Source organism: Solwaraspora sp. WMMD1047 (assembly GCF_029626155.1).
Taxonomy (GTDB): Bacteria; Actinomycetota; Actinomycetes; order Mycobacteriales; family Micromonosporaceae; genus WMMD1047.
This window is the reverse complement of record NZ_JARUBL010000001.1, coordinates 5,430,442-5,456,705: the sequence shown is the minus strand read 5'-3', so window position 1 is coordinate 5,456,705 and position 26,264 is coordinate 5,430,442. Positions and strand designations below refer to the sequence as shown.

Sequence of the window (26,264 nt, the reverse complement as noted above, 5' to 3'; positions counted from 1 at the left end):
TACCAGGGTAGGACTCACCCGTACCGTGTCGACGTCGATGATGGTGCGGCGTCCCCACGTGGTCGCACCGGCCGGGGGCGTGACCGCGGCCGGCGGAGCTGGCAGGAGGAAGCATGTCCTTGACAATCAGGCGGGTCCGACGGGTCGGTGCCCGGGCTCTGCTCGCCGCGGCGGTGACCCTGGCCGCGATCCCCGCCGCGTCGGCGCCGGCCGCCGCGCACGGCGGCGGCGAGGTCCGGTTCGCCACCTTCAACGCCTCGCTGAACCGGGGCACGGCCGGCGCGCTGCGCGCCGATCTGTCCACACCAGACAACGCGCAGGCCGGGGTGATCGCCGAGATCGTGCAGCGCACCCGCCCGGACGTGCTGCTGGTCAACGAGTTCGACTACGACCCGCTGGCGGCGAAGCTGTTCCAGGACAACTACCTGTCCGTCGGCCGCAACGGGGCGACGCCGATCCGCTACCCGTACCGGTTCATCGCTCCCAGCAACACCGGTGTCGCCTCCGGCTTCGACCTGAACAACGACGGCGCGGTGGTCACCGAACCGGGCGCCCCCGGGTACGGCGACGACGCGCTCGGCTTCGGCGCCTTCCCCGGCCAGTACGGCATGGTCGTCTACTCCCGTTACCCGATCGACCACCGGGAAATCCGGACTTTCCAGAAGTTCCGCTGGAAGGACATGCCCGGTGCGCTGCTGCCCGACGACCCGGCCACCGTCGCCCCCGCCGACTGGTACTCACCCCAGGAGCTGCGGCGGGTCCGGCTGTCGTCGAAGAGTCACTGGGACCTGCCGGTGCGGATCGGGCGCCAGACCGTGCACTTCCTGGTCAGCCATCCCACCCCGCCGGTCTTCGACGGGCCGGAGGACCGCAACGGGCGGCGCAACTTCGACGAGATCCGGTTCTGGGCCGACTATGTGCGCCCCGGCGCCGGCCGCTACATCTACGACGACCGGGGCGGCCGGGGAGGGCTGCGGCCGGGATCGGCGTTCGTGATCGCCGGCGACCTGAACTCCGACCCGCTCGACGGCGACAGCATTCCCGGCGCGGCCCAGCAGTTGTTGGAGAGCCCCTGGGTGAACGCCCGGTCGACCCCGTCCAGCGCCGGCGCCGTCGAGGCCGCCGCGGCGCAGGGCGGCGCCAACGCCACCCACCGCAGCGACCCGGCGTACGACACGGCGGACTTCGCCGACGTGCCCGGCCCCGGCAACGTCCGTGCCGACTACGTGCTGCCCTCGCGCCGGCTCCCGGTGCGCGGCAGCGGCGTGTTCTGGCCCACCGCCGACGACCCGCTGTCCCGGCTCACCGGCACGTTCCCGTTCCCCAGCTCCGACCACCGGCTGGTCTGGCTCGACCTGCGCGTCGGCCGGTAGCGGTCGGTCCGTCCGGCCAGGTCGGCGCCGTCGTCGTCGTCGACCTGGTCGGGCGGTGGCCCCGCGCGGCGGTTATCCGCCGGCCTGGTCGCCGACCAGCGAATCGGGCGCGCGCATCCGCCAGGCGTCCGTGACGAGCTCGGTGAGCCGACCCAGATCCACCTGCGCCAGCCGCACCATCACCAGGGGCATGCCGTCGTACGCCGGGGTGGTGAAGAACAGCTCCGGCTCGCCCAGCAGCAGCGCCTGCTTCTCGGCCTCGTCGCCGACGTAGAGCACCGCGATGTCGGTGCGGATCCGGCGCGGCTGACCGGGCACGCGCTCGGGATAGGACCAGACGAATCCCTTGCCGGCCACCCGGAAGTCGAAGCCTTCGCTGTCGATCTCGACCACGTCCGGCAGCGCCAGCGCCAGCCGACGAACGTCGTCGGCGTCAGTCATCGACCTTCTCCTCCGGATCGTCGCGGGCGACCATCGGGTCATCCTAGTGCTCGCCCCGACCGTGTCCGCCCGGTTGTCAGCCGGTCGGCCCGTGGGCGCAGGCGGCGCAGATGGGGGAGTGGGTCCAGTCGGCGCGGGCGTGCGCGGCCCGGTAGGCCACCATCCGCGGAGACTCCCATAGCCCGGCGAAGGTCGCGGTCCGCAGGTCCCCGACCAGATACTGGGCGTACGCCGGGATCCTGGGGTTGACGTGGCGGCACATGGTCAGCCGGCCGTGGAAGTCGATGACGGCGGTGGTGGCGGTCAGCAGGCACGGCGCGGTCCTCGGGCGGGGCGCGGCCGGTGCGCGCCACCGGCCGGGCCGGCTGTCGTGGGTGCCTGGCGAGATCATCTCGACCCGGCACCCGTCCAGGTCGACCACCGCCGCCAGGCCGTGCCGGACGGGCTGGTAGCGCCAGTCGTAGCGGGGCAGCAGCCCGGTGCGGCGCAGCCATGCCTGGACTGCGGCGTAGGCGGGCGGCGTGTCGGCGTACCGGGGGTGGCGGGTGATCCGCAGGTAGCCGAGCCCGCTCCGGACCAGGCGCCGGAGCCGGGCGTGGTCCAGCAGCTCGCCGGTGCTGTGGATCGCCGGCCGGGCGGCGGGCGCGGCCGTACGCACGTACCGGATCTCGTCGTGGAGACGGCGGTTGAGCAGCGGGTCGTGGCTGTTGTGGATGGTCAGGTCGCCGGCGTAGCCGAGCTGGCCCAGCTCGTCGACGATCCGCTGGAACAGCCCGAGCTCCATCAGGTCCTGGTGGCGGCGTCCGCCGGGCCCGCTGTTGCGGCACCACGGGCAACGGCGGTCGCAGCGCCGAGACGTCTCCACCGTCACCTCCAAGGGAGAAGCCCGCCGCATGCCACAGCGTCAGCCGCTCCTCATACAACTGACTCGCTCCGCCCGCGCCCACCCGGAACACGCACCGCACCGAGTACCAATCCCCTTGACTACGCTGCGCCTCATCGCTCGGTCGGTCCACCGAGCCGACTCTACAATCCAGGCGCGCACATGCCGATGAGAGCACGTCGGTGGATGGATGATCTATCCTGATCAGCGTCGCAGTCTAGTTGATTTTACTTGATCTATCTAGCAGACTAGGCTAGAGTCCATGAAGCGGGTCGACCTCATCAAGAAGATCGGTGCAGCGGCAGCCAAGGCGGGCAAAGAATTCGTGCTGCTTCGGGAAGGCGGTAGTCACTCGATCTTCAGGTGCGGCGGCGAGAAGATCGTCATACCCCGACACAGGGAAATCAACGAACATACCGCGCGAGGCATCATGAGCGACCTCGATGACCAACTTGGGGAGGACTGGTGGAAATGACGACCTACTCCGTGTCCTGCCGACGGGTCGGCAACTGGTGGGCCATCAGCGTGCCCGAACTCAAAGGCGTCCACACCCAGGCCCGCCGGCTCGACCAGGTCGCCGCCATGGCTCGCGAGGCGATCGCGTTGCTGCTCGAGATCGACCCGGCCGCAATCAGCATCGAGGTACACCCAGAGCTTCCCGGAACAGTCGTGGCAGCACTGGACGCCCGGCGGACCGCTCGGGACGCCGACGAGAAGGCCGAACAAGCGACCACGACAGCCGTACGGGCACTCCTTGGCGACGGATACACCGTCCGAGACGCGGGTGCCCTGCTGGGACTGTCGCCCCAACGCATCTCACAGATCGCCGCCCAGAACACCACACGTCCCACATCAAGCGCGGCGTAACACTGCCGGATACAAACTGCCGAACCTCACCGTTCTGCCGCACGGCGGGCGCGGAGGGGCAGTTCAGTCGAACCAGTTGAACAGCAGGTCACCGAGCCGGCTTGGCTGGTGGTAGGAGACATCCCGGCGCTCTTCTTCGGTAAGGAGTTGCAGGTGTCGCTCGTGGAGCGGCTGGTTCAGCTCTGCCGTGGTGGCGACCCGCAGCCCTGCGCGGCGGTAGATCTCCCAGCCGGGGACGTCAACGAACACTGAGTGGATCATGTGGGGATCTTGCTGTTCGGCTCCAGCGACCAGGAAGACAGCAGCGTTGAAGAGGATGCTCAGCGGCTTGTCATCACGCAGTCGCACACCGACCCGGTAGTGGTTTCGGCCGACCGTCGGCTCCTCCACCGACGCCGTCACCACACCGTCGAGCGCCCTGGTGCTGTCATACACCATTGCCAGCCAGGCTGCACCGGCCGTCCGATCCAGGTGCGGTTTGGTAACTCCCGCTGCAGCAGTCGAATGATCTCCACGCAGAGATCATCCGGCATCGCGGCGCAGACGGCGAACCTCAGGAGAGGACGCCTCCACGTGCGTCGAACCCAGCCCTTCGTGCCCGCATCTGCCGCGAGCCGGGCGTCACCGTGGGTGACGGCGGCGCTGGTCGCCAACTTCCGGGGGTGCTGATGAGCGTACGTCTGACTTGGCGGTCCGGGGGCAGCCGCGCGGTCCCGGCGTCTGTGGCGGATCTGGCTCGTGGCCGTTCATGCGTTTCCAGGCGTCAACCGGGGATTGCCTTTCCAGATGGACTTGCCGGCGCAGGCGAAGCCGATCAGGAGGGGATAGACCGCGCAGCGTTCGACCAGGCCGATCAGGCCGGCCGATGAGCCGGCGATGGCCATGAAGCCGACCAGCGACATAAGACCGAAGACGCCGAGGGCGACCATGGCCCGCCCGGTGTTGGCATCGATGCCGGCGAGTCGGTGCGCGCGCCCGAGAATGATGATCAGTACGTTGCCGCTGACGATGCTTGCCAGTGCGCCCAGGGAGTGAAGGTCGATGGCACCGCTGTCGGGCGTTTCGCCGGTTCCGGGGAAGAAGGCCAGCAGGACCCCGCCGACAGCCATCAGGAAAGCCAGTGTGCGCACTGCCCAGGTGCGCGGGCCGCGCATGCCCGCGAGCATGGCGATGCCGCCGAACAGGGTGATCCCGAACAGGAAGAATCCGGTGTTCATGACCCAGGCCAGCGGCGAGTACATGAGCTGCCCGAATCCTTGCGCGGGGCCGTGAACCCCGAGGTTGCTGATGTAGTGGTAGGTGTAGCTGTAGGGGGGATCCGTCCACGCCGCCGCGGCGATGAACTCGGCGATGAAGAAGATCAGCCCTCCGGCGATGAGCATGATGCCGGCAGCGGAGCGTTGCCTCTGCCGATGGTCCACCTGGGCGTACGTCACGTTCATGGTTCCTTTTCTCCCGGCATCCTGTCGCACCGCTGGTGCCATCGCTCAACCTCCGGTCTCGCACCAATACTGTACCGAGACCAGTTTCGGAGTCAATACATGTAGCGAGCGGATCCAGTACTCTGTTGGCATGAGCGAGGGGCAGAGAACCGGACGACGGGAGCGAAAGAAGGCAGCGACCCGGGCAGCGATCGTGCAGGCCGCCCACGAGCTGTTCCTCGAACGAGGGTTCGACGCGGTGAGCGTCCGAGAGATCGCCGACCGGGCGGATGTGTCGCCGACCACCGTCTTCGCGCACTTCCCGCACAAGGAGGCCCTCGCGTTCGGTGACGAGCAGGTGCGACACGACCGGCTCGTCGCGGCAGTAGCTAACCGACCGCACGAGACCTCGATCTCCGCCGCGCTCAAGGCGCACTACCTCGCAGAGATCGCCGCGCTCGGATCCGAACCCGAACGGTCGCTCCTCGCCCTCATGGAACAGACACCCGCCCTCGTCGAGTACGCCGAACGCATGTGGTTCCGCCACGAAGATGCCCTGATCGCAGCGATCACCGAGGAGTTCGGGCTCCCCGAGCCGAGCGACGAGATCCGCTTCTACGTCCGCTTCGCCCTCCAGATACAGCTCAGCGCGACCCGGAATATCAACCCGGAGTCCGTCATCGACGCAGGGTTCCGGCTCCTCGACGAAGGCTGGCTGCGTTACCAGCGCCAGTTCCACTAGCTAGTCCAATGCCGCGGTCTGGACTGGAGACATCACCGCCGGATCGGACCGGGGTCCAAATCCCGAGGCTTGATCAGCCGCGCACATCTGGCCGCGAACCAGTCCCACCGTGGGTGACGGCGGTGTTGACCGGCAGCTTCCAGACGTGTCGAGTCGAGTGGACGTCTGCAAGTCCGAATGCACAGGTTGCCGCACATGGATGATGCGCCAATGGCGGGTTCGGCAGCACTGCTACTTCTGGCTCGCCAGCAAGAAGCCGGCTGACCCGCGCCGTTCCCGGCGGTGGCGGGGGACGTGTTCAGGCTGGCAGGTCGGACGCGTCGGCGGGGTGACGAGCCGGATCCGGTGGCGAACTGCTGCGTGTGTCCGTACGGTGGTGTGGACGATCATCGCCGGGCGGGCGCAGCGGACGGGTGGGCGAAGTGGACGCGGTGCTGGTGGCGGTCGGGCTGCTCTTGGTCGCCGTGGTCGTCCTCGACGCTGCGCTGACAACCCTGTCGCTGGCCGGGGCCGGTCCGCTGACCGGGTGGGCGGCCCGTCTGGTCTGGTCCTCGATACGCCGGCTGTCAGGTCGGCGACGGCGACGGCACCTCGTGCTGCGGTGGTCGGGAACGGTGGTGCTGACAGCCACGTTCTTCGTCTGGGTCGCCGGGCTGTGGCTCGGCTGGTTTCTGGCATTCAGCGCCGGGGACCGGACCGTGGTGGACGATTCCGGCAGTCCGGCGGGTGGCTGGTCCCGGTTCTACTTCGCCGGTTTCTCGATCTTCACCCTGGGCGTCGGTGACTACGTGCCGGGAACGGCCTCGGCCCAGATCGCGACCAACTTCGCCGTGCTGTCCGGGCTGTTTCTGATCACACTGGGAATCACGTACCTCATGCAGGTGGTCTCGGCCGTGGTGGACAAACGGACGATCGCCGGGCACATAGCGGCGCTGGGCACCGACCCGGTCGACATCCTGCGGCGCAACTGGGACGGCACGCGGTTCTCGCCGATGTTCGAGCAGCACCTGACCAGCTTGACGCCGGAGGTGATCCGGCTCGGCGAGCGCCACCTGGCCTATCCGGTTCTGCACTACTTCCATGCCGAAACCCGCACCAAGGCGGCTCCCGCAGGACTGACCGTGCTCGACGGGGTTGTGCTGATCCTGCGGGTCGGGGTGCATCCGAAGCACCGGGCCGACATCGCCGCGGTTGAACCGCTCGGATGGGCACTTCGGGAACTGGTGAGTACCTTGACCGGACCCTTCATCTCCCCGGTCGAGGAGCCGGCCGCCCTTCCCGGCTTCGACGACCTGGCCAGTGCCGGTCTGCCGGTCACCGACGCCGACACTTACGCCCGTGCGGTGGCGGACTGCCGCGACCACCGCGTCCGGCTATGGGGCTGGTGCGTCAGCGACGGCTGGGACGATCCTGACCTTCGCCTGACCCGTGACAACAAGTGAAGCCTCAAGGTGTATGACGCCGGGTCAAAGACCTCCTGAAGAATATGGCGGGACTCGGACGGGGCAGCGTATGAGCTTGCAGGGGCACTACCGGCGGGTCGTCGCTCCGGCGCTGTGCAGTCACCGTCTCCGGCCTGCGGGTGTTCGTCACTGGGACCAGCAACGGCGCGGCCTGGCCGCGTACACCGGCGGCGGCCGGTGCGATCGGGTGAGAACTCGACAGGGTTGCCGGAGCCTCGACGACGCCCCGGTCCACCTGCGATCGGGCTACGGCACCCTCGGCCCTGTCCGCCTCAGCCGTGGCGTCGAGGCGACCTGTTCCTGAGCACGTGACCCGCACCACCCGGCCTACCAGCAGACTGCGGGAGGAGCGAGACCCACTGGTGGGTCGGGACCAGGGACGGCGGTGCTGCAATCCATCGACGAACCTTGACACGCCCGCGCACGGACTCTTAGGTTTCTCGCAAGTACCGGGAGGGAGACCGAAAGTTTCGAGGCTTGCCGCGCAGAGCAGCAGCCGACAGGGTAGGGCGCGGACTCCGGACAGTTGGCAGTGAGGAGGCTGTCCGTCCACTCGGGCAAACAGTTCTTCAACGAGGGATGCGCTCTCGGGGAGTGGAACGGGTGACGGGTTGGTCGCCAAACCGGCCCCTGGATTGTTGACGTACCACGCTCGCATCACCGTCACCCACGGTCAGCAGAGCCTCTAGCAGTTGCCTCAATATAGGGAGCGCTAATAATGAAGCGTGAAAGGTCGCTAACCAGAGCCTACCGCTGTCTCGCAGTCATCATACTGGTTTCTGTGTTCGCCGTTTCCGCCGCACCGGCCTCTGCGGCCGAAGGTGAACCGACACATGCCAGAAAGGGCGACGTCGACAAAGTTGGAGCCGTGGGGCTCGACGGCAACCGAGGTTCCGAAACGAGAGATGAACTTAACGAGCTGATCGCGCAAGCCGAAGCTCTGAGGAGCGGCAACGCCGAATTCCCGCTGCAGATTTCACGCACCCGCGACGGGTCCGACATAAACAAGGCCTTCCCCTGGGTGTACGCCCATGAAACCAAAGGTCTTGACTTTGCGATTTGGTTCGCCCGCAGGGCGCCAATTTCCTGGGCCCGGAAAGCCAAGACCTGGCTTGAAAACGCAATGGAGAGCTTTGCCGGGAAGATCAAAGCGGACGGTTCGGATCCTTATTTCCGCCTTGATCCAGGCCCCGGGAAGCTGGCTATAGAGATTTCCGCTCCCACTGATGCCTGGACCGCAAGGACACCACTTGACAGCCGTGTCCCTGCCGACTTTGCTGGTGGCACATCCGAAATGATCCCATATCCTTTTGTGGATTCCGAAGGCAAAGCTGATGTCCTCAAGATCAATTACGTACATAACGGGACAAGCACGTTCGGCGGAATCACCGTTCAATCCCCGTTGTCTCCCGCGGTGGATGTTCCAGAAGGCTCAACGATCGAGTTTGATGTGTATTATCCCAAGAGCGCGCAGGGCAAGTACATGAGGTGGAGAATAAGAAACCTCGACTCCGACCTCGATAGCTACCTCAGAGATTACGAGTACAACAATCTCAACCCCGACTGGGTCGGCAGCTACGACGGTGAGACCTGGTTGCGGGCACACCACAGCGTTACCGCCTCGGTAGGCATGTCCTCGAACTTCATTCTTGAGCTCCACGGCGAGACGAGTCGTCCCGCAGAAACCGGCACGCTTCTTGTCGCCGATATCGCGATAACCGCGCCCGATCCCAACGGCGTTGCACTTCCGCCTGTGGTCAACAGGGAAAACCAGGGCGTCGTGGCGCCTTTGAAGAGTGTTTACAACAGGGAAAATGGCCGGTTCATGGTCGGCGCGATCGGAACCGGACCAGTAACCGGAACCAGGGCCCGGCACTATGAGATCTTCGTCGACGGCAACAATCTCAAGGCCGAGAGCACGCATCCCCGCGGCCCAAGCTGGCTGAAGAGCGTTACTGGCGAGGCATTGAGCGGTTCAGACACCACGCCTGGTCTAGGTGAATACAGCTTCCCGACCGACGCGTATCAAGCGATCAGGGATTCCGGAGCTTCCGGAGAGTACAAGTCTCACGCCCATGTCCTGGCATGGTACAACCAGGCTCCCGCATGGATGAGACAAATTGTTCCCGCGAACCTTCCGCTCGGATATAACAGCACAACCAATTTTTACGGATTGGGCAACGGGGTTGGCGCCAAGGTTCCGGTAGACAAGCAAATGTCCAGGAGGGTGCAGTTCAATCACACCATGCATGTGATGCGGCACTTCCTGACCGCGGATGCGAAGTATGGCTCAAGCACATCCCGCGGAGTAATCCCATTCAATTCATGGGACGTGCTCAACGAAGAGGTCCACGAAAGTCGCCACGGCGAACTCATCCCCCAGGATCCGAACAACTGGAGAACCAGCCTCAAACACACCAACTGGCTTGTCGCGATGTCGGACGATCTAGTTGGCGGTGACCTCGAAGAGCATTACATCTACCTGCTCTTCAAGTACGCGCACATCGCGGCCCCCAACGCCGAGATGGCGGCGGCCTACAAAGCCAACTACGCGGATCTTCCCGAGTACATGAAACTCGATGGACACGACGCCGGCGGCAGCATCGACGCCTACGTTGTTGACAATCCTCCGAAGCTGACTTACAACGACTACGGTATTGCTACCCGCAGCAAAGCGAGGACCGTATACAATATGGTCCGCGAGTTGAACACCACATGGCTCTCGGATCCGCTGTACGACGGAAGACCACTGATCGAGGACGTCGGCATCCAGGGACACGATTCGATTGGAAGGACCCTGGCCAGCGATAACCAATACGCCATGGCGCTCTATGCCACCCTCGTTGACCAAGGACTTCTTTCTGGCATTTCCTACTCCGAGTTCGACTTGAAGCTGCCGACCAGCGCCCCCGGTGGCGGCGCGATCGCTCCGGCACAGCTCAACGTCAGGCAGTCCGACGCCCTTGGGTACGAGTACGCGCTGATGTACAAACTATTCACCAAATTTGCCCCGTACATCGACCACATCATCAGCTGGGGCGTATCCGGTTCGGGGTGGCAGGGAAGCTATGTGCTGTTCGACAGTGAGGACAATGCCAATGCCGGCTACTACGGCGCCATGAATCCGGACAGGTTCATTCTTGGCCATTCGTATCTGGACGATTACTTTGAAGGCGAGTACGAGAAAATCCAGGACGGCTATGGAATCGACCTCGGCGACCTTGGAACCTTCACGCGCTGATCCATAGGCGGTACCCCAGATTGATCTGCGTGTTGTTCCCCATCCCGCTGATCTGGCTTGTCGGCGCCGAACTCGCCGCGGGCCCGGACCTGACCGATCCGTTGTGGATGGCCTCGCCGCCGGTGCAGCGGTTGGGGCAGGTACCGGGCCTGCGCCGGCTACCGGGTTGCGGCACCCGACCGTGCCGTCGAGTACTCGGACCTGAGCTTGGTTACTGGATCGCGGGGCGCGGGGGTGTGTTCAACGCCGAGGTCATCGATCGGGAGAGCGTGGAACTCCAGTCAGGCGTGGTTGGCGGCGGCGCCCTTCCCGGCCAGGCCCAGTTCAGCGGCCTCGGCAGAGGTGAGCAGGCTGACAAGGACGTCGACGCCGGCGGCGCGGAGGGCGGCCATCTCGTCATTGAGCCAATCGTCGCCGCGCGGCCGCGGCATGGTGCTCAACTGGCCCGGTGGCGGCGTCGGAATGCGATACAGGGTGGCTGGAAGCGCATACGTTCAGGAGGTCCGCCAGGTCGTTGTTGTGGGAACCGCGATCGTCCCGGGCGGTCTCCGGAGGCATGCTCGTCTACCCGGCCGGTGCCGTCCTGAGGAGTCCCCGTGGTGTGTCGCAGGCTGGTTACAGGGCTCCGGACATGGGCCAGTTGCGTCGACACGCTCCACATCGTACCCACTCGCACCCCACCGGTCCCCGGCCGCCGATCGGCGGATGGGCCAACAAACACGAGTAGGTAGCCGGGGACGCGCGGTCATGCCGCCGAGCGGGCGGCTTACCGAGGAGTCGTCGGTGCCTGTTCGTCGGTGCCGTCCAGGCTGGCGTCGAGGCGGATGTTGACGTGCGCCGGTAGTGGATAGGCATGGTCGACGGGTAGGTGCGCTGCTGCCGCGATCTGACACAACCGAGCGAGCCGTCCGTCGCGGCCGATTGGTCGGATGTGCGGACATGCCGTGATCAGCGTGCGTTGGGATCACTGCCTGCCAGGCGCAGGAGGCCGAGTCCGTCACGGGGCGCGCACGCGTACAGCACAAAGGTTCGACCCTCTCCCTGTGCCTCCGCCCACGCCATCACCTCATCGACGTCGGCCCTTTCGACCTCGTACTCGTCGGCGACGCCAGTCTCGTCGTGGAAGTAGACCCGGTACCGGGGCTGCAAGATTTCCCAGGTCTGGTCACGCTGGTCCACCGCTCTGATGTCCATGTTCTGAAGCCTGCCAGGGGATCGGCCACCGACGCCGCGACATGCCGCTGACAGCGCGTTCACGGCCGTCGGTGCGACATCTTCCCGCACTCCTCGCAACGCGGCCACTTCGGAAGATCGCGCCAAGGAGGCTGCACGGGCACAGGAACCGTGTGCGGCCGGTTTCCGCGGCCAGAGCGGCGATCGCCCGTGGCGGCGAGAGCGGTGAGGTTCAACGCGTAGGCAACGCCGTTGTCGCGCACCGCAGCGTCCGCGATGTTGTAGACGTCGGCGTCCTCGTCCGCGAGATTCGCAGCCACTCCCCGCGCCGGCCCGCTTCCGGCGACGGTCGGGCGCTGACCGGGTCGGCTATCGATCATGGTGGGCGGCTCTTTCGGTCAGGCGGGGTCGTCGGCAAGGTTTGGTGCCTTTCGCGTACGGATGCCGGCCGTTGCCGCCGCGGCCGTGAGCAGCAGGCAGGTGACGCCGATGCCGAGCAGCGGGAGCCACGGGATGGTGATCGGCACGGCGATGCCGGCCAGGTCGGCCGTGATGGCGCGGCGTACGAGCCAGCCCAGTAGCGCGGTGGTGCCGCCGCCCAGGAGCAGGCCGGTGCCGCAGACGAGGGCGGCCTGCCAGATGGCCGCTCGCCGGACCTGGTCGGGGCTCGCACCGAGAAGTTGGATCAGGTCGCGTTGCCGGCGCCGTTGGGCGGCGCCGATGAGGGTGGAGTTGACCATCGCGATGGCGGCGTACAGCCCGGCCGGGCCGAGCAGGATGGTGAGGCCGAAGTTGTTCGCCTGGCGGGTCTGCGCCGCGGCGGCGTCGATCCAGTCGCCGGAGTCGAGGATCCGGCTGTCGGTGCCGGCGAGCGTGCGCCGGAGGGACTCCCGCGTGGTGGCCGGGTCGGTGTGCGGGACGACGAAGACTGTCCCGGTGTCCTGGACGCTGGCGGGTGGGAACAGGCCGGCCGGGATGACGAGTTCGGCATAGAGGTCGGGTGCGTCGGGGAGGACGGCGACCACCCGCAACGGGACCGGCTGGCCGTCGATCCAGACCGGGAGGGTGCCGCCCAGGTCGACGCCGGCGTCGGTGACCCACGTGGCGGTGACCGCGACCACGCGTCCGTGGAAGTCGTCGAGGGTGCCGCGCGTGGCGGTCAGACCCCGGGCGACGGACGCGGTGGCGAGGTCGATGATCTCGACCTGGTCGAGTCCGCCAGGGCTGCCGTCCTCGTCGTGCCGGAGCGCGGCCTGTCGGCGTACGTCGGCTACCGCGACGGCCCGGTCGGACGGAATCGACGCGGCTGCGGCCGGACTGCCCGCCTCGACGACCAGCGGCGCGCGCAGTCGGGCCCGGTTCTGCGCGGTCGCCCAGTCGGTGGTCAGGCTGAGGGTCAGCAGCAGCGACCCTGCGATAGCGGATATGGCCAGGACCGGGGCGGCGACCGCGGCGGTGGTGCGGGGGGCGGCGCGTACCTCGTCGCGGGCCATCCGGGCGGTCACGTCCCGGCCGATGAACGGGCGGGCGAGCAGGGCGGCGAGCCGCGGGATGACGACGGACCCGATGCTCATCAGGCCGATCACGACCACCTCGGGTAGCAGGATGGAGGCGAGCATCGTCAACAGCGGCGGCTCGTCGGCGGAGGCCACGACGGCGGCCACCAGGCCGCCGAAGCACAGCGTCGCGACGACGACCTGGACGATGCTGGGCCGGGCCGGCCCGATCGCGGCCTCCCGCAGCGCGGCACCGGGGGGGATCCGGGCGGCCCGGCGCGAAGACCGCCAGACCCCGACGAGGGCGACCACCGCGGCGGTGGGAGCGGCGACCACCCAGGCGATCCAGGGACTCGGGGCACGCAGGTCGAGCGTGGTGATCCCGATCGCCCGCACCAGCCAGAGAACAGCCGGAGCCAACGACGTGCCGAGCAGGCAGCCCACCGTGGTGGCCGCGGCCGCGACGACGACCGACTCGCCCAGCAGGAGCCGGCGTACCTGTCGTGGCGTGGCGCCGACCAGGCGCAGCAGGCCGAGCTCACGTTGGCGTCCGGCCACGACGAAGCCGAACGTGCTGCCGACCACGAAGAGGGCCATGAACGCCGAGATCACCGACATCATCGCGAACATCGCGGCCAGACCGTCGAGTTGGGCATGCTGATCGGCGGTGACGCCCGGCCGGCCGCCGGTGGCGTCGATGCTCCCGATGAGCGTCGCGGTGACGGCGATCAGGACGACCCCGAACAGCAGAGCGACGAAGGCCCCCAGGTAGCCGCGCCAGGAGTGGTGCACGGTCTGCCGGGCCAGGGCCAGCATCGTCGGGCCGCGCATCATCCTCGCTCCAGATCGTTCATCATCTCGGCGATCTGGCCGGCGTCGGCGCGCGCGAGGTGACCGACGATCTGCCCGTCGGCGAGGAACAACACCCCGTCCGCGTACGAGGCGGCCAGCGGATCGTGGGTCACCATGACGACGCTCTGGCCGCCGTCGGCCAGCGACCGCAGGAGCCCGAGCACGTCGCGTCCGGTGCCGCGATCCAGCGCGCCGGTGGGTTCGTCGGCGAACAGCACGTCGGGCCGGCCGTGCAGCGCGCGGGCGATCGCCACCCGCTGCTGCTGGCCGCCGGACAGTTCCGACGGCCGGCGCCGAGCGTGCTCGCTGAGGCCGACGTGGGCCAGCGCGGCCCGTACCGTGCCGGGGTCGGATCGCCGTCCGGCCAGGCGGGCGGGAAGCGCGACGTTGTCGAACGCGGTGAGCGCGTCGAGGAGGTTGTAGGACTGGAAGACGAACGCCATCGCCGTACGCCGGAAGCGGGTCAGCTCGGTCTCGTTCAGCTTGTCGAGCCGGGTCCCGCCGACGGTTACCCGGCCCCCGGTCGGCCGGTCGAGACCGGCGGCAAGCTGGAGCAGGGTGGACTTGCCGGAGCCGGACGGCCCCATGATGGCGGTGAACGTGCCGCGCTGGAACACGTGGGTCACCCCACGCAGCGCGTGCACCGAGCCGGCGCGGGAGCGGTAGGTACGGCTGAGACCGTCGAGCGTGACGGCCGCCGGGGTTGCCTGGGTCATGCCCCCAGTGCACCCGGGGGCGCGGCCCGGCACACGGGCTCAGACGCGATTTCGGGGTAGCGTGTGCGCTACCCCGCGCGGCCGATGTGATCCGTAGGGTCTGACACATGAGCGACGCCTGGACCGCCGTACGCGGACACCCCGCCCGGTTCCTGGCCTCGGTGTGGCCGTGGCGCTCACTGGCGTACCTGGCCACCACCGTGCCGATCGGTCTGGCCTGGCTGACTGTCCTGGTTGTGGTGTTCGCGGTGGGTGCGGCCACGGTCGTCCTGGTCGCGGGACTTCTCGTGCTGGCCGGGATGCCGGTGCTCGTTCGGCTGGCCGCCGCGGGCGAGTGGCGTCGGATCCGGCTGGTCTTCCCCGGGCGGCCGGTGCCCCAGCCCACTGCGCTACGCGACCCGGGACGTGGCCGCGCGTCCTGGCCGGAGGCGGGCGTCACGGTCCTGCTCGCGACGCTGTTCTGGAGCGCGGACGCCGTGCTGCTGGTGCTGCTGACGGCTCCGGTGCTGCTGGTCATCGCCCCGGTGCTGGTCCGTTCCGGCACCATCGACATCGCCGGGTGGCGGATCGACACCGCCGGTGAGGCATGGACCGCGGTGCCCGCCGGCCTCGTCATCCTGGTCCTGCTGATGTACGCCGTCACGGCGCTGGCCTGCGGCCAGGCGGCACTGGTCCGGCACCTGCTGGACCCGCCCCAGGCCCGGCTGGCCGAACGGGTCCAGCAGCTGCGCAGGTCCCGGACCGGGCTGGTCGACGCGTTCGAAACCGAACGCCGCCGAATCGAGCGCGATCTCCACGACGGCGTCCAGCAGCGCCTCGTCGCCCTGACCATGACGCTGGGCAGCGCCGAGCTGGACCTGCCCGCCGGCCCCGGGCTCGACCTCGTCCGCGAGGCCCACCAGCAGGCCGAGCAGGCCCTCGCCGACCTGCGCACCACGATCCGGGGCATCCATCCCCGGGTACTGACCGACCACGGCCTCGCCGCGGCCGTGCACGAGATCGCCGGCCGGTCACCAGTCCCGGTCCACCTCCAACTCGCCGTCAACGGGCGGCTCCCACCCGTGGTCGAGGCGGCGGCCTACTTCTTCGTCAGCGAGAACCTCACGAACGTCGCACGCCATGCCCGCGCCCGATCGGCACAGGTGCACGCGTGGATCGAGGGACACACGCTGATCGTCTCGGTCGTCGACGATGGCGTCGGCGGCGCCGACCCACAGGCCGGCACCGGTCTCGCCGGACTGCACGCCCGGCTCGATGCCCTTGAAGGCGAACTCGACATCATCAGCCCCACCGGCGGCCCGACCCAGGTCAGGATGACGTGCCCGATCCACTGACACCGCCACCGAACGCGCTGCGGATCGTGGTAGCCGAGGACGCGGCCCTGCTCCGAGAAGGGCTGGTGCGGATCCTCGAACGCGCCGGCCACGAGGTCGTCGCGGCCGTCGCCGACGCCCACACCCTGCTCACATACGCCGGAAACTGCCACCCCGACCTCGTCATCACCGACATCCGCATGCCGCCCACCCACAGCGACGAGGGTCTGCGCGCGGCGGCGACGATCCGGGCCGCTCAACCCGGCATCGCGATCATGTTGCTGTCGGCCTACGTCGCCGACGCCTACGTCGGCGAGCTGTTCGACTCGACTCCCGGCGGGGGCATCGGCTACCTGCTCAAAGACCGGGTCGGCCACGTACGCGACTTCCTCGACAGCATCGACCGGGTCGCCGCGGGCGGCACGGTCGTCGACGCCGAGGTGGTCCGCCAGCTCGTCGGCCTCCGGCGGGCCGACGGCCCGCTCGCGGGCCTCACCGAACGCGAACGCGAGGTTCTCGCGCTCATGGCCGAAGGCCACACCAACCGCGCGATCGCCGGCAAACTGTTCGTGAGCGAGGCGGCGGTACGCAAACACATCGGCAACATCTTCGCCAAGCTTCCGATCGATCCGCATTCGGATCGCCGGGTCTCCGCCGTTCTCACCTACCTGCGCGGCTCACCGAGCGCCTGAGACCCCCGCCCACTTCATGCTGAGACTCGTGCGCGAGCGCCAGTCATCCAGGCATTCCCGGCGGCGAGCTGATTCCGGTGGACATCCGGGCCGCGCCGGTTTGGCGCGGTCGGGGACTTGGGAGTGCGGTCATGTGTCGAGGATCTGGTACTCGCCGCCGCAGGCTTCGGCCAGGGTGGGGCCGAACAGCGCGGCCGGGGTGTACGCGCCCGGCTTGCCCTGCCCGTCGAGCAGCCGGCGGACCACCTCGGCCGGCACCGCGCCCGTCCAGGCCTGGGCCTCGCCGACGCGCAGCCAGCCCTCGCGCTTGCTGCCGTCCGCCCACTCGATGACGGCGTGGCCCCACGAGTGCTCGCGCGGTTTCGGCGCCGCCTTGACACGGACCGTGGCCAGGCGCCGGCGGGCGAAGGCGCGGACTGGCCCGATGGTCAGCAGCGCGGTCGCCGCCGGCAGGATCGCGCGTACGACCGGCGATGCCGGGGCCTCGCTGGACGCGGAGACCACGTCCGCGGCACCGCTGGCCCGCTGGGCGGCCATCAGCTCGCCGAGCGGCATGCCCGCCGTGGTGACGGTCGAACCGTCCGGCAGGACGAGCCGGATCGGGTCGCTGGCGAGCTTGTCGGGCACGAGCCGGCCATCGCGGTACCGTCGACCTTGGAACCTCCCGCCGCCCTCGAGCCCTGGCAGGCCCGCCACGAGGGTGCCCGCGAGCGCGTCGCCGACGGCGCCGGCCTCGACGGTCAGCGACGGCACCATGTCGACCCGGACCCGTCTCGGGATCGGCCGTCCGTCGCAGAGCTTGACCACGACGCTCTCCGTGGCGGTCACGCCGAACCCGGCACCGGTGACAGCGGTGCGCCCGGCGGCCGCGAACGCGTCGCTGCGGCCGAGGGTCGCCGACACCGCGGCGAGGTCGTTGGCCAGGTCGAGATAGTCGCTGGCCGGCAGGCACGCGTCCAGCAGCGGGGTGGCGGATTCGGTGAACGGCCCGATCGTGTTCACGACCATGGCTGGTCGTTCCCGCCGTATCGCGTACGCGGTCTCGTCGACGGATTCGGTCACGACCGTCGGTAGGCCGTTCGCCGTGGCCGCGAGTCGTCCGGCGTCCCGACCGACCAGCACCGGCCGGATGCCCCGGTGCTGTAGTTCGGCGGTGATCGCCCGGGCGCTGCGGCCGGTCCCGCCGAGGATCCACACGTCTGTCATGGCACAGCTCCGCTCCGATGCGGCGAGCGTCCCAGTGACGACACGCCGTGTCATGACTATAGAGACGACGACACGCAATGTCATCATGGGTACAATTCCGGGATGGCACGATGGCAACCCGACGCGCGAGAGCGGCTGCAGCGGGCGGCCCTCGAGCTCTTCGCCGAGCAGGGTTTCGCCGCGACCACGGTGCCGGCGATCACCGCACGGGCCGGCCTGACGACGCGCACCTTCTTCCGGCATTTCGCCGACAAGCGCGAGGTGCTCTTCGCCGACGAGGCCGAACTGCCCGCGTACGCCGAGCAGCTCGTCGCCGAGGCGCCCGCCGACGCCAGCCCGCTGGCCATCATCCTGGAGGGTCTGCGTGCCGTCGCCGAAGCCCGCTTCGAAGGCCGTAAGGACATCATCCGGCAGTGGCGCGCCATCGTCGCGGCCGACGCCGGCCTGCGCGAGCGTGAGCTGCAGAAGCGAGACGCGCTGGCCGCCGCCATGCGCGACGGTTTCCGCGCCCGCGGCCTCGATCCGACCCGGGCCGCCCTGCTCGCCGAGACATCGACGACCCTGATGTACGTGTCGGTCACCGCATGGCTCGAGACCGACGACGACCGCAAGCTCTACGACATCATCGAGGCCGCCCTCGCCACGCTGCGGGCAACCCTTGACGCGTAGTGCGGACTCGGGTGATTCCCACCGTCCTGACCCAGGTCTGTGAAATTCGTGATGATCAGCCCAGCCAGCAAGTCCGGTCGATCAGCTGCCCCGCGACGCCTCGGGCGTGCCGGGCCGGGGCACCAGGACCACCACCGCGGTTTCCGATGACCGCCGTGCCGCGTACCCGTCCAGGTTCTTGTCGATCTCACGCCAGCGTTCCCACAGCCGTGACCGTTCGTCGCCTGTCGCAGCACGACCACGCACCAGCCGCGGCCCGTCGACCAGGTCAACGGTCGCGTCCGGATGCGCCTGCAGATTGAGCCACCAGGCCGGCTCAGGCTCTCCCCACCCGTTCATGGCCAGCGAGACCAGATTCTCGCCGTCCTCGAAGTACCCGAGAATCACACCGCGCTGCTGGCCGGTGCGACGCCCGACGGTGGTCAGGCGCAACAGTCCGTACCGGTTGCCGCGCGGGCGCGACAGTCCGAGCCGGCCGCCGGAACGCCGGAACACGCCCCGATGGGCCGACCAGAACAGCCGGATGAACCAACGGGGCGGCAACCAGGGTCTTTTGGCAGGGCGCAGGTCCTCGGTCACTTCCTCATCGTATTGGCCGCTGTCACGCCCGAACGGCAGCCGGGGTCGTACGACGACCGTGCGGTTCTCAGCCGTACCGCTCGACGAGCGCGTTGCCGATCGAGGCCAGGTGGTCGCGTACGGCGGGAGGGCCGGTCACCTCGATCCATTCGGTCAGGCCGGCCAGCTCGCCGGCGAGTTTGTATTCGTCGTTGCCGCGGATCACGACCTCGATGCGGCCGTCGGTCGTGGCACCTCCCACCTCGAGCCGAACGCCGAACCCGATCCGGAGCACGCCCAACCCCTGGGGTGTGCACACCGCCCGGGCTTCGACGGGGGTTCGTCTGCGTTCGACCTCGTCGGCGATCGCGCGCCAGCTCTCGGCAAGGTCGAAGTCCCCGGGCCGGTGCACGGGGTCGCCGGTCGGGTCGGCGGACCAGACGCGGTCGATCCGGAAGGTCCGCCGACCTGCCTCGGTGTCGGCGACGAGATACCACGATGGGCCTTTCGCGACGATGCCCAGCGGGTGGACGGTTCGCTCGGTTTCGGTGCCCTCGCGGTCGACGTAGCCGAGCCGGACCTGTACACCGCGGATCACCGCGTCCTGGAGTTCGTCGAGGTAGCGGGTCGGTCGGGGCTCGACCCGGCTCGACCCCCAGCGCTGCGAGTCCAGGACGAGCGATGCCGCCGCCGCCTCGGCCTGCACCCGGAAGGGCTCCGGCATGGCGTGGACGAGCTTGCGCAGCGCCGCCTTCACGGCCGGCGTCGCCGCCGAGGCCGGACCGGCGACCAGGAAGAGGGCGCGAGCCTCGCTCGCGGTCAACCCGGAGAGGTCGGTGCGGGCGCCGCCCACGAGGCGCCAGCCGCCACCGCGGCCCTGGATGGCGTACACCGGGACCCCGGCCATGCCGAGGGCGTCGAGGTCGCGGCGGGCGGTGCGCTCGGAGATCTCCAACTCCCGGGCGACCTCGGCCGCCGTCACCTGCTCGCGCTGCTGCAGCAGGAAGAGGATGGCTATCAAGCGGTCGGCTCGCACTCCGGCGATACTTCCACGAAAACCGGTCAGGAGGTGACCGGTATCGGTCGGCAAGATGTCGGCATGACAATCGAATTTCCCGAGCCCACCCGCATTCCGGTGAACGGTGTGGAACTCGAAGTCTTCGAAGCCGGCCGGCAGAACGCCGGGAACCCCATCGTGCTCTGCCACGGCTGGCCGGAGCACGCCTTCTCCTGGCGCCACCAGCTGCCCGTCCTCGCGGCGGCGGGCTACCACGTCATCGTCCCGAACCAGCGGGGGTACGGCGCCTCGTCCCGCCCGACCGACGTCACCGACTACGACATCACGCACCTGTCGGGCGACCTCGTCGCACTGCTCGATCACTATGGGTACGACGATGCCACCTTCGTCGGGCACGACTGGGGTGCGGCCGTCGTCTGGGGGCTGACCCTGTTGCACCCGGCCCGGGTCAACAAGGTGATCAACCTGAGCCTGCCGTACCTCGAGCGCGGCGACCGGCCCTGGATCGAGTTCATGGCCGATGTGCTCGGCAGCGACTTCTACTTCGTCCACTTCAACCGGCAACCGGGCGTCGCGGACGCCGTTTTCGCGGCGAACCCATACCAGTTCCTTCGCAACCTGTACCGGAAGAACGTGCCGATCGGGGAGCCGCAGCCGGGTAACGCGTTGATCAACCTCGCCAGGATGGAGACTCCACCCGGTGAGCCCATCATGAGCGACGGCGAACTGGCCGTCTTCGTCTCCGCCTTCGAATCAACAGGCTTCACGGGTGGTCTGAACTGGTACCGGAACCTGGACCGCAACTGGCACCTGCTGGCGGACGTGGACCCGATCATCCGACAGCCCACCCTCATGATCTACGGCGACCGCGACACGGTCGCGAAGTCCGAAAACCTGCCGGAATTCGTGCCGAATGTGGACGTGGTCAGTCTGGACTGCGGTCACTGGATCCAGCAGGAAAGGCCGGCGGAGACAAACCAGACGATCCTGGAGTGGCTGGACCGGTAGCCCAACGCGGCGAGCCGGGTCAGGATGCCGGCGAGGGGAGGACGTTCGAGCTCGGGCGTTCTCCTCCGCACGGGGCCGGTGGCGCCACCGGACCCCCTTACCCGATAGTGGGAGTCATGAGGTGGTTGCGGCGCTCGCGCCCTGCCTACGCGGTCGACGGTGTCGAGCCGCAGCGCGGCGGCGACGGCTGGGACAGCTTTCCCGGCCACGCGCTGGCGGGGCTGCCCGCGGTCGCCGAGGCCGCCGCGCGCCTGCCGCGAGACTCAGCGCTGGAGGAGCTGCCGGACTATCTGTCGGTCGCCACCAAGGACGGCCGGGAGTGGACCCTCGGCCTCGACGACGGCATGCTCGTCGTCTTCGACCTCTCCTATCCCGGCACGGACGTCTTCGAGCAGGTGTTGACGGCCGCGCCGTGGACCGAGTCGGTCGAACGGGTCGACCGCGAGGTCTTCCTGTTCACCACGATCGCAGTGCTCACCGCCGACGTGGTGCTGGCGCACTGCGTTGACGTCTGCGGCGAGGTCTTTTGCCGGCTCGGCGGTTCACCGCCGGCTTGACACCTCGGATCAACCGGGGTCGCGGGTTCAGCGGTTCGCCGCGCTGCCGCTGGGGGTTGGCTGGACGCGCTCGAACCGTACCCGGCTCAGGAATCCCGGGAGGTCGCTGAGCACGTACAGTTCGCCGTGCACGTCGGCGTCGATCGCGGTCGGCTGGGTGGGGAATCTGCCGATCGTGGCGGACTCGTAGCCGCCCCCGGGCTTGGGACGCACGGCGAATGCGGCGGTCGAGCAGTAGTCGCTCGCGATGTAGGTGCCCCGTGCCTCCGGGGTGGCGGACCCTCGGTACACCACGCCGCCGGTCACGGAGCAGCCGTCGGTCATGTAATGCGGGTACTCGAAGACCGGGTCGGTGTACCGCACGCCCGGCTGGCACTGCTCCGGGTCGAACACCGGGGTGCCCTCCCGGCAGGACCAGCCGAGGTTCGCGCCACGCTGCCACGGACGGATGTGGTTGATCTCCTCGATCAGGCCCTGGCCGACGTCCCCGATCCACAGCGAGTTGTCGATGTCGATGGAGAACCGCCACGGGTTGCGCAGCCCGTAGACCCAGATCTCCGGCCGTGCGCCGCGCTTGCGGACGAACGGGTTGTCGGAAGGTACGCAGTAGGGCTTCGCCCCGCAGGTGCGGTTGACGTCGATCCGCACGATCTTGCCGAGCAGGGTGCCGAGGTCCTGACCGGACTTGAACGGGTCGTTCGCGTGGCCGCCGTCGCCGAGGGACCAGTAGAGGTAGCCGTCGCGGCCGAACGCCACCTGTCCGCCGTTGTGGTTGTTGTACTCGGCGTGCTCCTGGGTGAGCAGCACCTGTAGCCGCTCGGGAGCGTCGATGGGTACCCGCGCCAGGGTCAGCGCGCCGGCCGGCAGGCTCGTGTAGGCCACGTAGAGGATCCCGGTCCGCGCGAAGTTCGGCGCGGGCGTGATGCCGAGGAGGCCGCGCTCGTTGCCCGACGTGTCGATCCGGGCGGTCAGGTCGAGCACCGGCTCCGCCGCCAGGCCGGTGTCGGGGTGGTAGGAGCGGACCGTGCCGTTCTTCTCCGCGATCAGCATCCGGCCGTCCGGCAGCCCGGTGAGCGCGATCGGTCGCTGCAGACCGAAAGCCACCTGTTCGGATACCACGGTCAGCTCGGTGAGCGGCACCGGACGGGGGTGGGAGGCGCCGGCCTCGGCGGTATCGGACACCGAACCCGGGAGCACCAGGAACGCAGACAGGACCAGAACGAGCAGGCCGGCTAGCATGGTGACCGGGCGAAAACCCCGTCGCGACATGATTCAGCTCCTCAAGCGGCGTGGAGGACGCAATCTGGGCGTACCCACAACGTACATCGATCCCTGTCTATATCCAACCTTTCGCGCCAGCTTCCGCGGTGCTCCGGTCGGACAGTTCGGCGGGCTGCCCGCCGGTTGGCTGGACCTGGCGTTCTCCGGCGGTCCGCTCTCCGGTCAGCCCCGGCGTCCAGGACGCGCTGCGGCAAGGCTGACCTGACCGGCGCTGGCTCAGGCAGTGCACGTTCCGGCCGACGTGGTCAACGGCGCACCTGGTAGCGCAGGTGAAGCACCCGGTTGCCCTGAATCACCACGTCCGGATCTTCCAACAGGTGTTGCGCGTCGACCGACCCGAAGTAGCGCTTGCCGGCCCCGAACACGACGGGTACGACGTCCATGCGCACCTCGTCGACCAGACCGGCGGCAAGCACCTGGCCACCGACGTCGCCGGCGGCGACCTCGACCAGGCGGTCACCCGCAAGCTCCTGCGCCTTGGCCACGGCCGCCTCGACGCCGTCGACGAAGTGGAACGGCGCCTCGGGGTGCCAGCCCTCGGGCCGGCCCCGGTGGGTCACGACGACGACGTGGTCGATCCCGCCCGGCGGCTTGCCGTCCCAGCCGTCGGTCAGGTCGAAGACGTGGCGGCCGGCGATCGTCACCCCGATCTGGTCCCAGTACGGCCGGGTGTAGTCGTAGGACGTCTGCGACACCTTCACCGCGCCGCTGGCGTCCAACGGGACGTCACCGCCGGACAACCAGTCGAACAGCGGTCCGGGCTGGTCGTTCTCGTCCGCGACGAAGCCGTCCACCGACACCGAGCTGTACATGACCACCTTGCCCACGGGGCGCTCCTCTGCATTGGGGTGCCCTCAAACTAGCGGGTCGTGAGCTGCGGTTCTTGTAAGAAATCAAACCGCCGGCAGCGGCCAGCTGTCCAGCGCGTGGCCGGGATGTTCGCGCAGGAACCGCCGCCGAACTTCGACGTACCGGGTCGGCGTGAGCCCGGTGAACGCCTGGAACTCGTGGCCGAGGTGGGCCTGGTCGAAGTAGCCCGCGCCACCGGCGAGGTCGCCCCAGTCGACCGGCCCGGCGGGGTTGATCGCGAACACGGTGGCGGCGAAGCGGTGGGTGCGGGCCAGCCGCTTCGGCGTGATCCCGACGAGCTCCTTGAACCGCTGTGCCAGGTGAGTGCTGCTGACCCCGGCCGCCACGCTCAGGTCGCCGATCGTCACCGCCCCGCCGGCCGCCGCGATCACCCCGCTCGTGTGGCGAACCAACCCCAGGCCGGCGGTCTCGCACAGCCGCCGCATCAGCTCCTGCTCCAGCACCGTCAGCATCTCCTGCGGTCCCCCCGCCGCGGACAGCCGGTCCCGCAGCTCGGCCACCGCGGGCCGGCCCCATACCTGCTCCACCGTCACCGGCCGGTCGCACAGCTCGGCCGCCGGCATCGGCAGGAACGGCGCCAGCCCCCACGGCTTGAAGTGCACACCGACGGATCGGGTCCGCAGCGGGTAGCCGAACTCCCACGCACGGGTGGGCATGGTGGCCACGCAGCCATCGGCGTACTCGGCCGTTGCGACGTCGGCGCCGCCGCGGATACGGAACGGCGGCCCGAGGTTGACGACCAGCAACGCCGAAGGCGCCGGCGGCAGTGTCAGCCGGGCGTACGGCGACACACCCGCCAGGTAGTAGAGGTCGTCGACCAGCCCGTCCAGCGGCGGTCGCGGCACCCGGGACACGTACTCCACGCCCACAGCATCGCCGACATCGCGGAGGCCATGCTGCCGGGGGTCAGGTCGAACGGTCCGGTGAGTGCCGTTGTCAGTCCAGGGCCTCACGAGCCGCGTCGAGGAACCTCAGCCGAGGTTCCTCGAGCAGATCCCGGACCGCCGGACCGTTCGGCTCTCCCTCCCACACCGCGCCGTTGAGTAACAGGAAGTAGGCGCGGGCCGCGTCGTGCACCGGGGTGGGGAACAGCAGCCGGATCATCCGCTCCGCGACCCAGAAGCGGTTCATCACGTCCTGGGCCCGGGTCGGCCAGGCATCGCCGTCCTGCCACTGCGCCGGCCGGGTGAACGCGCACCGTTCGGCCTCGGCCGCGACGTCGACGAACCGCTCCACCATCGCCAGCCGCTCGGCTCGCCTACTCTCCGCCAGCGCAAGCTCCTGCTTGCGTTGCTCGATCTGCACGGCCGTCCGTTGTGTGGTCCGCTGCACCAGATAGGACAGACCACCGCCGATCGCGACGCCGCCCAATGACGTCACCGCCGTCCAGATCTCGACCGTCATGGAGGCATCATGGCCGGGACGCAGAGCGGAGTCGATCCGTGTGCTTGGCGATCTCCGCCGCGGCCTCGACGGCGTGCTGGATCGCCCGCGCGGCGAGGGGAGACCGGGTACGGCCGGACCGCCAGTGCAGATAGATCTCCCGAGCCGGTAGGGACGGTCGCAGCTCGTGCACCCGGAGCTGGTGGTCGGATTGCGCGTTGGTGCCGCGGATCGCGAGCCACGGCAGCACCGCCGATCCCAGGCCGGCCCGCACCATGGACAGGAGGGTGTCGTTGATCGCGCTACGGAACACGACTCGCGGACGGCTGCCGCTGCGCACGAATGCCTGCTCCATCCAGGGTTGATCGCAGGTCAACGGCCAGGCCACGATCGGTGCGCCGTCGAGTTGATCCAGCCGGACCGGACCGTCGGGGAAGGCGCCGTCGCGGGCGACCAGAAGGTACGGGTCGTCGAGCAGCTTGACGTTCTCGACATCACCCTCGATCCGGCCGTCGTAGAAGAGCAGGTCGAGATCACCGATCTGCGGTTGATCTGGCTCCTCCTCGGACAACCTGATATCGCAGGCGGGATGTTCCTCCCGCAGCCGGCGTACGACCACCGGCAGGATCACGTTGGACACGCTCTGGAATGTGCCGATGTCGATCCGGCCGTCACCCGCCTTGAATCGGTCGATCGCGTGGACCAACCGCTGCGTCTTCGCCAGCAGCTCGCGGCCATGCGTCAGGACCACGACGCCGAGCGGGGTGATCTGTACCGGTTTGGGGCCACCAGGTCGATCGAACACCGGACCGCCGACGGCTCTTTCCAGGGCGGCGATCTGCTGGCTCACCGTCGACTGGGTGTAGCCGAGCCGGACGGCCGCCCGGTTGAAGGAGCCCTCGTCGGCAACTGCGGCCAGCGCGGCGAGGTGGCGCAACTCGACGTCGATCACGAGTCCCAACGTAGCAAGGCGATTGGCAGAAGCGATTGATCCAATCATAAACTATCGCTTTTCGCGATCAAATCAGCGGCTTAGCGTGA

Annotated in this window: 26 protein-coding genes; 11 read left to right on the top strand and 15 right to left on the bottom strand. The window is 68.6% G+C overall.

The window, feature by feature from the left end; genetic code table 11:
• Nucleotides 1–113 precede the first annotated feature (113 nt).
• Nucleotides 114–1,373, top strand: coding sequence for an endonuclease/exonuclease/phosphatase family protein (locus O7627_RS24885; RefSeq protein ID WP_278095894.1), 1,260 nt, complete (start codon nt 114–116; stop codon nt 1,371–1,373).
• A gap of 72 nt (nt 1,374–1,445) precedes the next feature.
• On the opposite strand, the gene O7627_RS24880 is transcribed toward O7627_RS24885, so the two are convergent.
• Both O7627_RS24880 and O7627_RS24875 read right to left on the bottom strand, forming a co-directional pair.
• Complete coding sequence (locus O7627_RS24880; RefSeq protein ID WP_278095893.1) at nt 1,446–1,814, bottom strand: hypothetical protein; 369 nt, start codon at nt 1,812–1,814, stop codon at nt 1,446–1,448.
• A gap of 76 nt (nt 1,815–1,890) precedes the next feature.
• The gene (locus O7627_RS24875) at nt 1,891–2,598 is read right to left on the bottom strand and encodes an SPASM domain-containing protein (RefSeq protein ID WP_278095892.1); all 708 of its coding nucleotides are present in this window, start codon (nt 2,596–2,598) and stop codon (nt 1,891–1,893) included.
• A gap of 361 nt (nt 2,599–2,959) precedes the next feature.
• Between O7627_RS24875 and O7627_RS24870 the strand changes: the two genes are divergently transcribed.
• Together O7627_RS24870 and O7627_RS24865 are read left to right on the top strand one after the other, a co-directional pair.
• Nucleotides 2,960–3,172: a hypothetical protein gene (locus tag O7627_RS24870; protein WP_278092690.1), complete on the top strand. Its 213-nt coding sequence runs from the start codon at nt 2,960–2,962 to the stop codon at nt 3,170–3,172.
• Complete coding sequence (locus O7627_RS24865; RefSeq protein ID WP_278093401.1) at nt 3,169–3,564, top strand: type II toxin-antitoxin system HicB family antitoxin; 396 nt, start codon at nt 3,169–3,171, stop codon at nt 3,562–3,564. Before O7627_RS24870 ends, O7627_RS24865 begins: the two co-directional genes overlap by 4 nt.
• A gap of 63 nt (nt 3,565–3,627) precedes the next feature.
• Here the strand turns inward: O7627_RS24865 and O7627_RS24860 are convergent, their stop codons facing one another.
• Together O7627_RS24860 and O7627_RS24855 are read right to left on the bottom strand one after the other, a co-directional pair.
• Entirely contained in the window at nt 3,628–4,002 is a 375-nt protein-coding gene (locus O7627_RS24860; RefSeq protein WP_278095891.1) for a hypothetical protein, read from the bottom strand.
• A 308-nt stretch (nt 4,003–4,310) separates the two neighbouring features.
• The gene (locus O7627_RS24855; protein ID WP_278095890.1) at nt 4,311–5,006 is read right to left on the bottom strand and encodes a DUF998 domain-containing protein; all 696 of its coding nucleotides are present in this window, start codon (nt 5,004–5,006) and stop codon (nt 4,311–4,313) included.
• 130 nt (nt 5,007–5,136) lie between these two features.
• On the opposite strand from O7627_RS24855, the gene O7627_RS24850 reads away from it, so the two are divergent.
• The 3 genes from O7627_RS24850 to O7627_RS24840 all read left to right on the top strand — a co-directional run bounded on the left by O7627_RS24850 (nt 5,137) and on the right by O7627_RS24840 (nt 10,431).
• Complete coding sequence (locus tag O7627_RS24850; protein WP_278095889.1) at nt 5,137–5,727, top strand: TetR/AcrR family transcriptional regulator; 591 nt, start codon at nt 5,137–5,139, stop codon at nt 5,725–5,727.
• Nucleotides 5,728–6,089: 362 nt separating this feature from the next.
• Entirely contained in the window at nt 6,090–7,169 is a 1,080-nt protein-coding gene (locus O7627_RS24845) for a potassium channel family protein (RefSeq protein WP_347404674.1), read from the top strand.
• An 802-nt stretch (nt 7,170–7,971) separates the two neighbouring features.
• Complete coding sequence (locus O7627_RS24840; protein WP_278095887.1) at nt 7,972–10,431, top strand: endo-1,4-beta-xylanase; 2,460 nt, start codon at nt 7,972–7,974, stop codon at nt 10,429–10,431.
• 948 nt (nt 10,432–11,379) lie between these two features.
• Here the strand turns inward: O7627_RS24840 and O7627_RS24835 are convergent.
• The 3 genes from O7627_RS24835 to O7627_RS24825 all read right to left on the bottom strand — a co-directional run bounded on the left by O7627_RS24835 (nt 11,380) and on the right by O7627_RS24825 (nt 14,668).
• Nucleotides 11,380–11,625, bottom strand: coding sequence for a hypothetical protein (locus O7627_RS24835; protein ID WP_278095886.1), 246 nt, complete (start codon nt 11,623–11,625; stop codon nt 11,380–11,382).
• Between the two features lie 377 nt (nt 11,626–12,002).
• Nucleotides 12,003–13,934, bottom strand: coding sequence for an FtsX-like permease family protein (locus O7627_RS24830; protein WP_278095885.1), 1,932 nt, complete (start codon nt 13,932–13,934; stop codon nt 12,003–12,005).
• A complete protein-coding gene (locus tag O7627_RS24825; RefSeq protein WP_278095884.1) occupies nt 13,931–14,668 on the bottom strand; it encodes an ABC transporter ATP-binding protein in 738 nt (245 codons plus the stop codon). The genes O7627_RS24830 and O7627_RS24825 overlap by 4 nt, the downstream gene beginning before the upstream one ends.
• Before the next feature lie 107 nt (nt 14,669–14,775).
• On the opposite strand from O7627_RS24825, the gene O7627_RS24820 reads away from it, so the two are divergent.
• Entirely contained in the window at nt 14,776–16,002 is a 1,227-nt protein-coding gene (locus tag O7627_RS24820; protein ID WP_278095883.1) for a sensor histidine kinase, read from the top strand.
• Between the two features lie 17 nt (nt 16,003–16,019).
• On the top strand, nt 16,020–16,673 hold the full coding sequence (locus O7627_RS24815) for a response regulator transcription factor (RefSeq protein ID WP_278098423.1): 654 nt from the start codon (nt 16,020–16,022) through the stop codon (nt 16,671–16,673).
• Between the two features lie 129 nt (nt 16,674–16,802).
• On the opposite strand, the gene O7627_RS24810 is transcribed toward O7627_RS24815, so the two are convergent.
• Nucleotides 16,803–17,879 carry a hypothetical protein gene (locus O7627_RS24810; protein WP_278095882.1) on the bottom strand — a complete coding sequence of 359 codons (1,077 nt, stop codon included), beginning with the start codon at nt 17,877–17,879 and terminating at the stop codon, nt 16,803–16,805.
• Between the two features lie 102 nt (nt 17,880–17,981).
• Between O7627_RS24810 and O7627_RS24805 the strand changes: the two genes are divergently transcribed.
• Nucleotides 17,982–18,548: a TetR/AcrR family transcriptional regulator gene (locus O7627_RS24805; protein ID WP_278095881.1), complete on the top strand. Its 567-nt coding sequence runs from the start codon at nt 17,982–17,984 to the stop codon at nt 18,546–18,548.
• Nucleotides 18,549–18,629: 81 nt separating this feature from the next.
• Here the strand turns inward: O7627_RS24805 and O7627_RS24800 are convergent, their stop codons facing one another.
• On the bottom strand, nt 18,630–19,127 hold the full coding sequence (locus tag O7627_RS24800) for a nitroreductase/quinone reductase family protein (protein WP_278095880.1): 498 nt from the start codon (nt 19,125–19,127) through the stop codon (nt 18,630–18,632).
• 67 nt (nt 19,128–19,194) lie between these two features.
• On the bottom strand, nt 19,195–20,142 hold the full coding sequence (locus tag O7627_RS24795; protein WP_278095879.1) for a WYL domain-containing protein: 948 nt from the start codon (nt 20,140–20,142) through the stop codon (nt 19,195–19,197).
• 63 nt (nt 20,143–20,205) lie between these two features.
• On the opposite strand from O7627_RS24795, the gene O7627_RS24790 reads away from it, so the two are divergent.
• A complete protein-coding gene (locus O7627_RS24790; protein ID WP_278095878.1) occupies nt 20,206–21,132 on the top strand; it encodes an alpha/beta hydrolase in 927 nt (308 codons plus the stop codon).
• Nucleotides 21,133–21,248: 116 nt separating this feature from the next.
• A complete protein-coding gene (locus tag O7627_RS24785; protein WP_278095877.1) occupies nt 21,249–21,689 on the top strand; it encodes a hypothetical protein in 441 nt (146 codons plus the stop codon).
• Nucleotides 21,690–21,716: 27 nt separating this feature from the next.
• On the opposite strand, the gene O7627_RS24780 is transcribed toward O7627_RS24785, so the two are convergent.
• The 5 genes from O7627_RS24780 to O7627_RS24760 form a co-directional block, all read right to left on the bottom strand.
• Nucleotides 21,717–22,958: a PQQ-dependent sugar dehydrogenase gene (locus O7627_RS24780; protein WP_278095876.1), complete on the bottom strand. Its 1,242-nt coding sequence runs from the start codon at nt 22,956–22,958 to the stop codon at nt 21,717–21,719.
• Nucleotides 22,959–23,215: 257 nt separating this feature from the next.
• Nucleotides 23,216–23,797 carry a dihydrofolate reductase family protein gene (locus O7627_RS24775; protein WP_278095875.1) on the bottom strand — a complete coding sequence of 194 codons (582 nt, stop codon included), beginning with the start codon at nt 23,795–23,797 and terminating at the stop codon, nt 23,216–23,218.
• A gap of 66 nt (nt 23,798–23,863) precedes the next feature.
• Complete coding sequence (locus tag O7627_RS24770) at nt 23,864–24,703, bottom strand: helix-turn-helix domain-containing protein (RefSeq protein ID WP_278095874.1); 840 nt, start codon at nt 24,701–24,703, stop codon at nt 23,864–23,866.
• Between the two features lie 73 nt (nt 24,704–24,776).
• On the bottom strand, nt 24,777–25,244 hold the full coding sequence (locus tag O7627_RS24765) for a hypothetical protein (protein WP_278095873.1): 468 nt from the start codon (nt 25,242–25,244) through the stop codon (nt 24,777–24,779).
• A gap of 7 nt (nt 25,245–25,251) precedes the next feature.
• Entirely contained in the window at nt 25,252–26,175 is a 924-nt protein-coding gene (locus tag O7627_RS24760) for a LysR family transcriptional regulator (protein ID WP_278095872.1), read from the bottom strand.
• Nucleotides 26,176–26,264 lie beyond the last annotated feature (89 nt).

Excerpts from the sequence above, each read along its gene's own strand:
- O7627_RS24885 (WP_278095894.1), top strand. The coding sequence starts at position 114 with ATGTCCTTGACAATCAGGCGGGTCCGACGGGTCGGTGCCCGGGCTCTG.
- O7627_RS24880 (WP_278095893.1), bottom strand. The coding sequence starts at position 1,814 with ATGACTGACGCCGACGACGTTCGTCGGCTGGCGCTGGCGCTGCCGGAC.
- O7627_RS24875 (WP_278095892.1), bottom strand. The coding sequence starts at position 2,598 with ATGGAGCTCGGGCTGTTCCAGCGGATCGTCGACGAGCTGGGCCAGCTC.
- O7627_RS24870 (WP_278092690.1), top strand. The coding sequence starts at position 2,960 with ATGAAGCGGGTCGACCTCATCAAGAAGATCGGTGCAGCGGCAGCCAAG.
- O7627_RS24865 (WP_278093401.1), top strand. The coding sequence starts at position 3,169 with ATGACGACCTACTCCGTGTCCTGCCGACGGGTCGGCAACTGGTGGGCC.
- O7627_RS24860 (WP_278095891.1), bottom strand. The coding sequence starts at position 4,002 with ATGGTGTATGACAGCACCAGGGCGCTCGACGGTGTGGTGACGGCGTCG.
- O7627_RS24855 (WP_278095890.1), bottom strand. The coding sequence starts at position 5,006 with ATGAACGTGACGTACGCCCAGGTGGACCATCGGCAGAGGCAACGCTCC.
- O7627_RS24850 (WP_278095889.1), top strand. The coding sequence starts at position 5,137 with ATGAGCGAGGGGCAGAGAACCGGACGACGGGAGCGAAAGAAGGCAGCG.
- O7627_RS24835 (WP_278095886.1), bottom strand. The coding sequence starts at position 11,625 with ATGGACATCAGAGCGGTGGACCAGCGTGACCAGACCTGGGAAATCTTG.
- O7627_RS24830 (WP_278095885.1), bottom strand. The coding sequence starts at position 13,934 with ATGATGCGCGGCCCGACGATGCTGGCCCTGGCCCGGCAGACCGTGCAC.
- O7627_RS24825 (WP_278095884.1), bottom strand. The coding sequence starts at position 14,668 with ATGACCCAGGCAACCCCGGCGGCCGTCACGCTCGACGGTCTCAGCCGT.
- O7627_RS24820 (WP_278095883.1), top strand. The coding sequence starts at position 14,776 with ATGAGCGACGCCTGGACCGCCGTACGCGGACACCCCGCCCGGTTCCTG.
- O7627_RS24810 (WP_278095882.1), bottom strand. The coding sequence starts at position 17,879 with ATGACAGACGTGTGGATCCTCGGCGGGACCGGCCGCAGCGCCCGGGCG.
- O7627_RS24805 (WP_278095881.1), top strand. The coding sequence starts at position 17,982 with ATGGCACGATGGCAACCCGACGCGCGAGAGCGGCTGCAGCGGGCGGCC.
- O7627_RS24790 (WP_278095878.1), top strand. The coding sequence starts at position 20,206 with ATGACAATCGAATTTCCCGAGCCCACCCGCATTCCGGTGAACGGTGTG.
- O7627_RS24785 (WP_278095877.1), top strand. The coding sequence starts at position 21,249 with ATGAGGTGGTTGCGGCGCTCGCGCCCTGCCTACGCGGTCGACGGTGTC.
- O7627_RS24780 (WP_278095876.1), bottom strand. The coding sequence starts at position 22,958 with ATGTCGCGACGGGGTTTTCGCCCGGTCACCATGCTAGCCGGCCTGCTC.
- O7627_RS24765 (WP_278095873.1), bottom strand. The coding sequence starts at position 25,244 with ATGACGGTCGAGATCTGGACGGCGGTGACGTCATTGGGCGGCGTCGCG.